8 protein-coding genes are annotated in these 12,812 nt (G+C 49.4%); 4 read left to right on the forward strand and 4 right to left on the reverse strand.

Translation table 11 applies throughout. The annotated features are described in order from the left end of the window. Positions 1-167 precede the first annotated feature (167 nt). Positions 168-1,256, forward strand: a complete 1,089-nt coding sequence (locus BC792_RS03150) for a Gfo/Idh/MocA family protein (protein ID WP_148907537.1) — start codon at positions 168-170, stop codon at positions 1,254-1,256. 299 nt (positions 1,257-1,555) lie between these two features. After that, a complete protein-coding gene (locus BC792_RS03155; RefSeq protein WP_148907538.1) occupies positions 1,556-4,612 on the forward strand; it encodes a beta-L-arabinofuranosidase domain-containing protein in 3,057 nt (1,018 codons plus the stop codon). Positions 4,613-4,697: 85 nt separating this feature from the next. Here BC792_RS03155 and BC792_RS03160 read toward each other — a convergent pair whose 3' ends face one another. Further along, a complete protein-coding gene (locus tag BC792_RS03160; protein WP_148907704.1) occupies positions 4,698-5,282 on the reverse strand; it encodes a YdeI/OmpD-associated family protein in 585 nt (194 codons plus the stop codon). Positions 5,283-5,837: 555 nt separating this feature from the next. On the opposite strand from BC792_RS03160, the gene BC792_RS03165 reads away from it, so the two are divergent. Then, complete coding sequence (locus BC792_RS03165) at positions 5,838-7,298, forward strand: glycosyltransferase family 2 protein (protein WP_211357462.1); 1,461 nt, start codon at positions 5,838-5,840, stop codon at positions 7,296-7,298. 571 nt (positions 7,299-7,869) lie between these two features. On the opposite strand, the gene BC792_RS03170 is transcribed toward BC792_RS03165, so the two are convergent. The 3 genes from BC792_RS03170 to BC792_RS03180 form a co-directional block, all read right to left on the reverse strand. Then, positions 7,870-10,014: a catalase gene (locus BC792_RS03170; protein WP_148907539.1), complete on the reverse strand. Its 2,145-nt coding sequence runs from the start codon at positions 10,012-10,014 to the stop codon at positions 7,870-7,872. Positions 10,015-10,447: 433 nt separating this feature from the next. Next, positions 10,448-11,299 (reverse strand): NAD(P)-dependent oxidoreductase, encoded by an 852-nt coding sequence (locus BC792_RS03175; protein WP_148907540.1) that lies wholly within the window; start codon positions 11,297-11,299, stop codon positions 10,448-10,450. A gap of 11 nt (positions 11,300-11,310) precedes the next feature. Continuing rightward, positions 11,311-12,162, reverse strand: a complete 852-nt coding sequence (locus tag BC792_RS03180) for an aldo/keto reductase (RefSeq protein ID WP_148907541.1) — start codon at positions 12,160-12,162, stop codon at positions 11,311-11,313. Between the two features lie 328 nt (positions 12,163-12,490). On the opposite strand from BC792_RS03180, the gene BC792_RS03185 reads away from it, so the two are divergent. Further along, positions 12,491-12,802 (forward strand): DUF6965 family protein, encoded by a 312-nt coding sequence (locus tag BC792_RS03185; protein ID WP_148907542.1) that lies wholly within the window; start codon positions 12,491-12,493, stop codon positions 12,800-12,802. Positions 12,803-12,812 lie beyond the last annotated feature (10 nt).

Genomic DNA, 12,812 nt, shown 5'->3' on the forward strand with positions numbered 1-12,812 from the left:
TTAGGCGAAACCAGCGCCAATCTTTACGTTTTTTTAAACTACTTTCCCATGAACAATGTAGGATAAACTAAAGATATTCTATATTTTAGATGAACGTCGCATCATCGAGCCTGCTGCCGGACAGCCGACGAAGCCCGGATGTTATTGAAATGATTAACAACAGACATATGAAAAGCATTTTATTAAGTATTGTACTGACTGCACTCGCTTGTCCGTCCTTTGCAACACAGCCCCTCAGGCTGGCCATCGCGGGATTAAGCCATGGACATGTAGACTGGATTTTCAACCGGAAAGACAAAGACGATGTGCAGATAGCCGGTATATACGAGACAAATCCACAGCTGATAGCGCGTTATGCATCGCGCTACCAGCTGGACACGGCCCTCTTCTTTACCGATCTAAATCAAATGCTTGATCAGGTGAAGCCCGATGCCGTGTCAGCCTTCGGCGCTATCAGCGAACATATCGCTGTAGTGCGGGCGTGTGCGCCGCGACGGATACATGTGATGGTGGAAAAGCCTTTGGCAACTACCCTCGAGGATGCCAAGGAGATAAGAGACCTGGCCGAGCAGCATCAGATACATGTGCTGACAAATTTCGAAACGTCCTGGTACGAGAGCAACCAACAGATCAAAAGATTGCTTGACGACGGGCGCTTAGGTGAGGTGCGGAAAGTTATAGTGAACGACGGGCATCAGGGGCCGAAAGAAATAGGCGTGAGCACTGCGTTTTTCGACATCCTGACCGATCCTAAGAAGAATGGAGCAGGCGCATTGGTCGATTTCGGGTGTTATGGGGCTAACCTCATGACCTGGCTGATGGGCGGCGAGCGGCCGATATCCGTCACGGCCGTGGCACACCAAAATAAGCCGGACATCTATAAAGACGTGGACGACGAAGCCACCATCATTGTGCAATACCCGCGGGCGCAATGCATCATTCAGGCGTCCTGGAATTGGCCCTTTTCCAGAAAAGATATGGAAGTATACGGTACGGAAGGCTACGCAATTGCTGCTGATGCGACCACGGTCCATCAACGTTTGGCTGACAGTCGTTCCTTAACAACCACGCGGCTACCGTCACGGCCGGCGCCGTTCGACGACCCGTTTTCTGTGTTAGCCCATGTGGTGAACGGCACACTGGTATTGGATAAGACCGATCACTATGGATTAGCGGTTAACGTCGTCGCGGTGGAAATCCTCGAGGCTGCAATAAGGTCGGCGGCGGAAAGGAAAACTGTATTCCTGAAGAAATAGGCTGGGATAAAAAGCAGCAGATAAGCGCGGGCGGTCATGGTCCGATGGCAGCCGGCGCCGAAAAATTGAGATGTTAAAATCGGGTAATGATTAGCTAAAATAGACCTATGGACGTGTCGCTATTGTCACTAGTTTTATAAAATTAAAAATAACGGCTTCGGATCATGTTCAAACAGTATTGCACGCTTCCATCCGTATACAAGGGAGAAGGTGCGTGACAGACGACGACGTAGTCGCGGGCAGTCAAGGACGCACTGTTCGCCCCAGAAGCCGGTATTAACGGACAATAATTTAACGACATGTATAACCTATTCTTGCGCATTATTCTTATAGCTCTTCTGGCCCATGTGCATACCGCCGGCAGAGCACAAAACGGCGACCAGATACTAGACGGTATCGGCGAGACGGGCATGATAGCACGTTATTTATTTAACGGCGACCTGAAAGACTGGTCTCGAAATAGCCTACATGCAAAACACCCCGGTGACGGCGGCGCTAAATTTGTCAAGGACGACCAATTTGGACAGGTATTGTCGCTCGCCGGAAGTAGTGATGATTTTGTTTCCATTCCCGGCGAGGCACTGAACGATCTGGAGTCACTGAGCGTATCGGGCTGGATATATCTACGCACAGATCAGCCCGGACAACGTTTTTTTGATTTCGGTCAGGATGCTACCAGGCATTTCTCTGCCGCGCCCGTGGGAGCAGATGGACAGAAAGGCTTTTTAACATTGATCACCTCAGAAAACGGCAGGCAGGCCCGCACGACCGCCCCTTCAATAGCCACAAACAGGTGGGTTCATCTTGCCTTCGTAATTGATGTTCCTGCCAAATCCATGATGGTCTACGCCGACGGCAAACGAATCGGCGGAGCCGACGATACTCCATCAGAGCTGACAACACTATTCGGGCCGCAACCGGCCAACCGGCATCTGTACATAGGCAAGTCCCTGTCGCCCGGATCGCCGAACCTTCACGCTCTAGTGCACGACTTCCGCATCTACCGCGTTCCACTAAGCAGCGGCCAGGTTGCCAGAATCTACTCCAACGCACTAAAGGACATCCACGAAGATCCAGCCGGTATGGGCAAGACCGAGGACGATCTGCCAAAGTACCCATTAACCAAAGCACAGCTATATAATGCCTACCTGGTTGAGGTGGCTGACGTGGAAGTAGAAACGCAGGTCGGCGAATTGCCACGGCTGCCAAGCTACGTACAAGGAACCTATCGGGACGGAATGGTCGGCCCAAAAGTGCGTGTGCTCTGGCCGGCACCAACCGACAATGGCGAGGTCCTTCATGTCGGACGTTACACCATTACGGGACGCGTTCCGGGAACGACCCTATCGCCCAGAGCAACCGTAACCGTAAAAGGCTCTAAAAGGACAGCAGCCCCCAAACCGACGTTAGCCGCTTTCGCCCTGCACGACGTGTCCTTAGACTCCGATATGCGCGGCGACGCGACCAAGTTCGTCGAAAACCGCGATAAATTTATCACGACACTCGCACAGACCGATCCCAATTCATTTCTCTATATGTTCCGACATGCGTTCGGCCAACAACAACCTGAAGGAGCAAAACCGTTGGGCGTATGGGACAGCCAGGACACCAAACTCAGAGGACATGCTACCGGCCACTACCTTACCGCCATTGCCCAGGCCTACAGCAGCACCGGATACGATAAGGCGCTCCAGGCGAACTTCGCCGGAAAAATGGAATATATGGTAAACACCCTCTATACGTTATCCCGACTATCCGGACAACCGAGAGAAGCGGGCGGCCCCTATGTATCTGACCCGACAGCCGTACCACACGGGCCTGGAAAGTCAGCCTACGACTCGGATCTTAGCAACGAAGGAATCCGTACCGACTATTGGAACTGGGGCAAGGGCTTCATCAGCGCGTACCCGCCGGACCAGTTTATCATGTTAGAACACGGCGCGAAATATGGTGGACAGAAAAACCAAGTATGGGCTCCTTATTATACCCTTCACAAGATCCTGGCCGGTTTGCTGGATGTGTACGAGGTAAGCGGAAACCAGAAAGCTCTCACCGTTGCAAAGGACATGGGCGACTGGGTATATGCGCGCTTAAGCAAGCTTCCAACCGAAACACTAATAAAGATGTGGAACACTTATATCGCCGGCGAATACGGGGGCATGAACGAGGCGATGGCCCGACTTTATCATATAACAAAGGAGCCAGCCTATCTAAAAACGGCCCGGTTATTTGATAACGTCGATATGTTCTTCGGCGATTCGACCCGTACCCACGGCCTTGCGAAAAACGTAGACACCTTCCGCGGGCTCCATGCGAACCAGCACATACCGCAGATCGTGGGAAGCATCGAAACCTATGCCGTGTCCGGCGACCCTGCATATTATAAGGTGGCCGACAACTTTTGGTATAAAGCTGTAAACGACTATATGTATAGTATAGGCGGCGTCGCCGGAGCCCGAAACCCGGCGAACGCAGAATGTTTCATCAGTCAGCCCGCTACACTCTACGAAAATGGCTTTTCTGCCGGCGGTCAAAATGAAACCTGCGCCACCTACAATATGCTGAAATTAACAAAGAACCTGTTTCTATATGACCAACGGACGGAGCTAATGGATTATTACGAACGCGGACTATATAACCACATATTGGCATCCGTAGCGGAAGACAGCCCCGCCAATACGTACCATGTGCCCCTAAGGCCGGGATCCATGAAACAGTTCAGCAACGCAAACATGACCGGCTTTACCTGTTGCAATGGAACAGCCATAGAAAGCAGCACGAAACTTCAAAGCGCAATTTACTTTAGGAGCACAGACAACAAGACCCTATATGTCAATCTTTTTATACCGTCGACGCTGCAATGGACAGAGCGCGCCGTGACGATTCAGCAGACAACCAATTTCCCGAAAGAAGATCGCACACAACTGACCGTCAAAGGCTCAGGAAAATTCGATATTAAGGTACGCGTGCCCAGCTGGGCGACAAAAGGATTCTCTGTACGGATAAACGGCAAACTTCAGGAGCTGCATGCACAGGCCGGCAGCTATGTAACCATCAGCCGGCGATGGAAGGATGGCGATGTTATTTCGTTGGAAATGCCTTTCCAGTTTCACCTACATCCCGTGATGGACCAACCAAACATAGCTAGCCTGTTCTATGGACCAATTCTTTTGGCAGCACAGGAGGACGAGGCCCGAAAAGACTGGCGCAAAGTAACCCTAGACGCAGAAGACATCAGCAAATCCATAGAAGGAGACCCTTCGCGACTGCGGTTTTCCATCGGCGACGTCTTGTTTAAACCGTTCTACGAAACCTACGGTCGCCATTCGGTATACCTCGATGTCACGCTCAGGTAGCCCCGGTTAACAACGACGACCTATACTGCACCTGAAATAGCGGACGGCCCGGGGCATGGCCCGACCCGTCCGCTATTTCAGATTTTCAGTCGTCCAGTCCTTTTCCGTCGAGAATTTTCGGAATGTATTTGTCGATTCTGGATTCCCGTGTCGTGGGTTGTTTCGCCGTAGAAAAATAAAAAAGGTAGGCACGCTGTCTGCCCGGTGTTAACTTTGCGAAAGCCTCCCTTAACATATCGCTTTCATCCAGCCGGCGTTGGAACTCTTCGGGAACCGTATAGTCCGACGTTTTTTTCAACACCACCGTCTTGCCGGACCTTTCGACGTCTATTGCCTGTCGTATGAAGCTTTCTATGACATACCGTTGCTCTTCGATCTGGTCAAGAGAGGTGAAACGCAGCTGCCGGGCGGCCTGAACATTTTCGGTCTGCTGAATAAGTATACCTTCCGGGTCGCTTAACAACGCGCCCTTATGGAAGAGCAAAGCACAATAGGCCTTAAAATCGTGTATCAAAACCACGTTCTTTCCGTTAAAGGTATAGCACGGATGCATCCATTTATAATCTTCGCGGAGCTCTTCTATACCGGCAACGATGTCACGCAACAGTGACATCTCTTTCTGCCATCTTCCAGCCTTGTGCAGAAATTCATCCACACGGGGGTCTGCCATTACATGCATATCTATATATTGTATAATATTATATTATCTACCATAATTTCCGGCCAACACCTCCTCCTGGTCATGGATCGGCTATCTGTACGCTATCGTCCATACACGCTTCACCAAACTTCCTACCGGCATCGACGATCGCTACGATCTGACAGACCGGTAGCTCATTATGCCTGACGAAGCGACAACCGCACGTGTCCCGGGATACGCAATTTACAGACATATTTTGGCAAGATCGACAGTCCTGCCACCCTGCCATGGCAGGGCAAATGTTAAAAAACATTAAAAGTAGCCATCGTGGCAGTGGAACAACGATGTCTTTGCACGAAACTCAATAAAACACACAAATATCTAACACACAATGATTTATCATGTAACAAGTAAGATACATTTCCTTTAAGAAAAATATTTTTAAGACAAGATGCTAAAAAAAATAGCAGGATTACGGCATGAAATTTGGAAAACCACCAATTGTAAAAAAAGTATTACAATTGTATTTGTGCGTATCCATCTTTAAAGTGATTAATTAAAAATATTATCTGAAAGCTATTCTTTATGAGTTACATGGAAAAAACCCCAACGTTAGGCTTCAAAAACCGTTATTTATTTGAGCCGTCCCCATCGACAATGCACAAGCCATCGATGATGCAAAAAGAAGACTTCAACCCAATCAAAAAGGGCAGATTCGGTATTTGGGAATACGTCGTATTAAGCGCGACATTTCTTCTACTCTTCAGTTCCGTCTATGCGGTGTACCTCTTACAGCCCCAGTTCGAGGAACTTCATTTAGAAAGGATGAACACGCCTCTCGGAATCTTTATTATAGGCCTCGGTCTTTTCCTTCTGGCAGTTAAATTAAGTTTCCTGCTGTATCTATTCGTTCTTTATCTACGCTACAAGCCCGTTGCTTCGGTAACCGACGAGGAGCTACCGACCTGTACGGTTATTGTCCCTGCCTACAATGAAGGGCAGCTGGTTTATCAGACACTACACAGCTTGGCGAATAGTGACTACCCGCATGATAAGATGCAGATCATTGCAATTGACGACGGAAGCAAGGACGACACGTGGACATGGATACAGAAGGCGAAAGCAGAGCTTGGCGAACGGGTTATCATCTGCCAACAGCCCGTAAATAAAGGTAAACGTCACGCATTGTATCGAGGCTTTCACCTCGGCACCGGCGAAATTTTTGTCACGGTAGACAGCGATTCCGTGGTCAAAAAAGACACCTTACGCAACATGACCAGCCCCTTCGTTGTCAACGAGAAATGTGGGGCCGTAGCCGGTAATGTCCGAGTGTTAAACAACGAGAAAGCGCTGATTCCGCGTATGCTGAATGTAAGCTTTGTATTTAGTTTCGAATTTGTGAGATCTGCGCAGAGCATGTTAGGATCGGTTCTCTGTACGCCGGGGGCGCTGTCTGCCTACCGCAAGGAGGCCGTGATGGCTTGCCTCCCCGACTGGATTAACCAGACTTTCATGGGGCAACCTTCTGATATCGGCGAAGATAGGGCCATGACAAATATGATCCTGAAACAGGGTTATCATGTGCAGTTTCAGGAAAATGCCTACGTGTACACCAATATCCCGAAACGCTATAAAAACCTCTACAAGATGTTCATCCGCTGGGAGAGAAGCAATGTGCGCGAGAACATCATGATGAGTAAATTCGCGTTTACGGATTTCCGTGAAGGATCGAAAGTAGGACCAAGGATCTTATTGACCATGCAGTGGCTAAAATTAGCTTTATCGTACCCGCTGATTCTCCTGATGCTGTGGTTTATCCTTAACTATCCGATCCTATTTTTGAGCTCGACGTTCCTGAGTATTCTGGTATTCTCAAGCGTGCAGGCTTTCTTTTTCGCCAAGCGCAACAACAATGTACCCGAATCGTTCTGGGCATATACCTATAGTATATTCTATGCATTTACATTGTTTTGGATTACTCCCTATGCAATTGCAACGGCCAGGAGACGCGGCTGGCTGACCCGTGACTTGGCTATCAAGAAGTAATTAGCTTTCAGACAACAGGGAAAAGGCTCGCTCCGGTAATGGGGCGAGCCTTTCCTATTAACGAGTTGCAGTTAATAGCTATTGGCAGATGGCAAATGGCAGATGGCAGATGGCTAATGGCTAATGGCAAATGGCTGATAGCAGATAGCAGATAGCAGATGGCGAATGGCAGATGGCTATAAGCTGTAAAGGTGTTAATCTGTAAAGTCGTAAAGCGAGAGGTTAATAGCGGATGGCGAATGGCAGATGGCGAATGGCAGATGGCAGATAGCAGATAGCAGATGGCTATAAGCCGTAAAGTCGTTGATTCGTAAAGATGTAAAGGCCCGAACTCCTACGATGAACCGAAAATTACCTCATACCTAGTTTCTAACTACTCAAATCTCACTACTCAAATCTAATTTCTAACTTCTCAATACTCAAATCTCACGTCTAATATCTGACTTCTAACTTCTCACTTCTCCATCTGAGCACTTCGACAGGCTCAGTACAGGCCCGTCGAAGCCCAAGATGGCACATTGCCCATACCCGTAGTTCCGCACGATCTGATCTATCGCGATACCTCTCTCCCCTACACGGCTATATGCGCTGTAAGCGGTTCACGATCCCAGTTCCGGTGTTTCGCCAATGCATCGGCGATGTCGGCTGGATCTCCATTCAGAAAGATCGCCTCATCGCCGTCGAAATCCTTCGCCGCAGACAGCTGCCACAGCTCTTGTGCTTCGTCGTCAAAGGCCACTGCTTTACAGTGTTTCAATGCCTCGTTTATAAACTTGATGATCTTACCTTCTGCTTTCAACGCTTCGATGCTTGCCTTTCCTCCCGGAATATATACCGCATCATATAAAACACTCTCTGTGGTCATCAGCGCTGCATCTACCGGGTGGTTCATCTGCTTATCGCAGCGTACCGTTCCGCCATGAGGTGCAATTAGGTGCATGACTACTCCCCTTTTTGTCAGGTAGCTCTGCATTTTCTCGAACTTATCCATATTGAAGCCGGCAGCAACGAGTACAGCTACCTTTCGAGCCTCGATGCCTGCTGATAGGCGATAGCCCTGACTTAGCGCTTCCGATTTATCAAGGTAGTTTTTGGCGGGCACAGGTTCATACTTCAGCGGATCGGCGTCGGCACCAATATTTTGGTTGACCGGCTTTTCAATCGAATTGGGGATGTCCAGCCCCAGCCGCATTGCAACTTCCTGTGCCAGCTCCGCGTTAATCTGCGCTAGCAGCCAAAGCATACGTTGCTTTATATGATCATGGACACATTTGCCCAGCTCGAATGCGTAGGCGTTTATCATATGCCTTTTCTCCCAGCTTGTTAAACTGCGGAAAAACAGAGCAGGCTGAGAAAAATGGTCACTGAAGCTCGTGCTGCGGTCGCGTATTTTCTTTCCATCGATACGCTCTTCGTACGAGGTGAATCCGCCCTCAGCCATTTTTGCGAGGTACGGGCAACCACCTCCCAACGTATTCGGAAAATAGGAAGCTTTTCCTTTGTCTATTGTCATCCGCATCTGGGCATCCCGTTGGTTGTTATAAACCGGATTTAGCGGCCTATTGATCGGAATCTCGTGGAAATTGGGTCCGCCGAGACGGGAGAGCTGCGTATCGGTATACGAGAAAAGCCGTCCTTGCAGCAGCGGGTCGTTAGTGAAGTCAATGCCGGGGACAATATGGCCGGGATGAAAAGCCACCTGTTCGGTTTCGGCAAAAAAGTTGTCGGGATTGCGGTTTAGCACCAAACGTCCCACCGTCCTTACAGGAACAAGTTCTTCGGGCAGGAACTTCGTTGCATCCAGCAAGTCAAACTCATACTTGTGTTCATCGGCTTCGGGAATAATCTGCAGTCCTAGTTCCCATTCTGGATAATGTCCAGCCTCAATCGCGTCCCATAGGTCGCGGCGATGGAAATCGGGATCAGCCCCATTGATCTTCACCGCCTCGTCCCACGTCACGGAGTGAACCCCCAGCTTGGGCTTCCAATGAAACTTAACAAAGTGCGCCTCTCCCTGGGCATTCACCAGCCGGAATGTGTGTATACCAAATCCCTCCATCATACGGTAGCTGCGCGGTATGGCCCTGTCGCTCATTGCCCACATGTGGTTATGCAAGGCTTCGGGAGCCAACGAAATAAAGTCGTAAAACGTGTCGTGAGCAGACGCAGCCTGCGGTATCTCCCGGTCAGGCTCCGGCTTGACCGCATGAATGATATCGGGAAACTTCATCGCATCCTGTATAAAAAATACGGGCGTATTGTTCCCTACCAAGTCAAACACACCTTCCTCGGTGTAAAACTTCACCGCAAATCCACGAATATCCCGTGCCAGATCTGCCGATCCGCGGCTCCCCGCGACTGTGGAAAACCGGACGAACACCGGCGTTATCCGCGACGTGTCCGTTAAGAAACCGGCGCGGGTGTACCGGCTTAGATCCTCATACAGCTCGAAGAATCCGTGAGCTGCACTACCTCTCGCATGGACGATTCGCTCAGGAATCCGCTCATGGTCAAAATGCGTGATTTTCTCCCGAAGAATAAAATCTTCAAGTAGGGTTGCTCCACGTTCGCCGGACTTAAGAGAATTGGCATCATCGTTGATTTTCACGCCCTGATTGGTCGTCATGTTCTTACCGTCGCCAGAGCTGACGTACTGCTGCAGGTCCTCCGTCTTCGCATTTGTGGCGGACTTGCCGGCTGTTGGTTCGTTTTTCATGTTAGCTATGTTTTATTAAGGATAAAAAATATGCTATGTTCCAGTAGTATAACCCGTTTACTTCCGAAACGTTTTATATAATTTACCTTTAACTTGCCAAACTTTACGTCCCAGCATGCAGCTCCACGGAAATACTAAAAAAAGTGAAATATTTTTTTATTCAAATCTTGGAGAATTTAAAATTATTTTATAGCTTTAAGTGCGTCAAAAATGATCCACCAATAGTGGAGTAAATCTAGTAGGAATTCCCCGTCGTGAGATAGGGAATTTTTTTTATCAAAGAAGTGTGTCGGCCGAAGGCCGCTGTGAACCAAACCAATCTATCCAGGAAATGCGAATTGGTGTCAATATTTAGCCGGGACCCTTATGGCGCGATAAGCTTTACGGTTTCACGAATCAACCACTTTACATCTCTACCATATCTGCATACTCGCTACTTACTCCACTCACGATTTAAATACTGCAGAATACCCATTACATCGTCGGCACCATAACCGGCCTTGCTGGCAGCGGAGAAGGTCGACAATAATGTATCTCCAATCGGAAAATCGGCTCCTGCATCTTTTGCCAGACGAAGATCCTTGAGCATCAGGTCTAGCGAAAATGCCGGTTCAAACCGGTTAGTAAGCAGCATCGGTGTCTTTACGCGCGTTGCGCCGCTTCCGCTGGCACTTCCATTGACGATATCGAGCATGGTCTCCCTATCGATACCAAGTTTATCGGAGAAGAGCACCATCTCAGCCAGGCCCTGATAGATGGTCGCCAGAAAGTAGTTTATGGCAATTTTAGCCGCCAGCCCCTTCCCTTGTTCGCCCAGATGCTTGATGGTTTTACCCATCGTTTTCAGGTACGGCAAGGCCCTCTGGAAGTCCGGCTGTTGGCCGCCAACCATAATAATGAGCGTTCCCTCAGCCGCAGGTACCGTGCTCCCCGCCACAGGCGCATCAAGGAATGATGCTCCCTTCACAGAAAGCGCGTGGCTGATCGCCACAGACGCCTCTCTGGAGATAGTGCTCATATCAACAAACAGCTTTCCGACCAGCTCCAGCTGCAAAATCGCTTCATATACTTCTTTCACCGCCCGGTCGTCGGTCAGCATCGTAAAAATCACGTCGCTGTGGTGTACCAGCTCGGCGATTGTTGTACAGACAGTGGTTGTCACCTCAAACCCCGCAGATTTTGAGGGTGTCCTGTTATACACAGAAAGATGAAAGCCTGCCCGCTCCAAGTTCTTTGCCATGGGGTAGCCCATGTTTCCAAGACCTATAAATCCTATTTTCTCCATATACTAAAATACTATTTATCCGTCACTCTATCCGGCCACATATGAGGTAGTTCGCCACTAAACCCCATTTGCGGCAATGTGTTGATTTGCTCCATTTCCGCATCGGTCAATTCAAAATCGAAAATATCCAGATTTTCCCGTATGCGGGAAAGGGAGGCCGATTTTGGAATAACGACGACGCCATGCTGAATCACCCATCTCAGACACACCTGCGATACCGTCTTTCTATGTTTATTCGCTATATCTTCTAAAACTTCGTTGCCGAACACCTTTCCCCGGGCTAACGGCGACCATGCCTGCACGGTAATTCCCCGCTGTCGGCAAAACTCAACCACTTCGGGTTGCCAGTATCCCGGATGAAATTCGATCTGGTTGACAGCGGGCATGACACGCGCCGTGCGTGATAGCGCCTCCAAATGCTCAGGCCAAAAGTTGCTGACGCCTATCGAACGCACCTTTCCCTCGGCCTGAAGCTCTTCCATAGCGAGCCATGCGTCTGCATTTGCGCGCTCCCAATCAGCATAATTCTTCGCGTTTGCCGGCCAGTGGATGAGATACAGATCGATATAACGTAGATCCAGCTTTCTCAACGACTCCGCAAAGGCCTCCTTTGCTTCCTCATAACCTAAGTTTTCCCGCCAAAGTTTTGTGGTAACGACAATTTCTTCGCGTGGTACCCCGCTCTGGCGGATAGCCCGGCCGACCTGCTCCTCGTTCTGATATTTAGCGGCAGTGTCGATTAGGCGATAACCGCTCGCGAGGGCAGCCTGAACAGACTCCACCCCGATTTCTTCTGTTGCTTTGTACGTTCCCAGTCCAAGTAAGGGAATCTTATTACCATCGTTTAATGTGATGTATTGCATGCTTCGCTTCTTGTTAATGTCCAATATCTTCTCACGGAAAACCTATCTTAGTGCGGATGGTCATTAAATATGTCCACATCCCGCACCCTTCCGTCGGCCAGAAAAGATAAAAGAAATCTTTTCCCCTGGCAAATTTTATCACGATTTTGAGATGTCCCGGAACATGGACGTCTTTTTATACGTTTTCCCCTCCACCTGGTGAAGCCGCTAAAAACCGGGGACTGCCAGGTATAACACCATCCGGAAAGTTTGTAACATGCTGATGGCCTGTAACGACTTCGCTTCGCCAGCGCTGACCACCTATAAGCCAGGCCGACAATTTACGTAGTTGCCAGAAGAGCGTGCGCATAGTATCCCCGGAGGCAGCATCACCGTTCTTTGCCGGAAGTCCGGCGGCATTCAGACATATTTTCGTATTTTTGGCGTCATGATGACCATTGAAGAGTTGAAAAATGAATTGCTGGGACGTACTTACCCTGAGCGTGTGCAGATATCTCCCGACCAGGTCGTGCTCGACGCCGAAACATTTTTAAGAATACAATTCATCGAGCTGGAAGCTTGGAAAAAGGAACTCGAAAAATGTCCTGCCTACCTCCGGCTGGTCCGCTTCCGCGACGCCGTCAATGCGGGCGGCGGGTAACGAGGCTCGT

This window comes from Sphingobacterium allocomposti, from assembly GCF_008124885.1.
GTDB lineage: Bacteria > Bacteroidota > Bacteroidia > Sphingobacteriales > Sphingobacteriaceae > Sphingobacterium > Sphingobacterium allocomposti.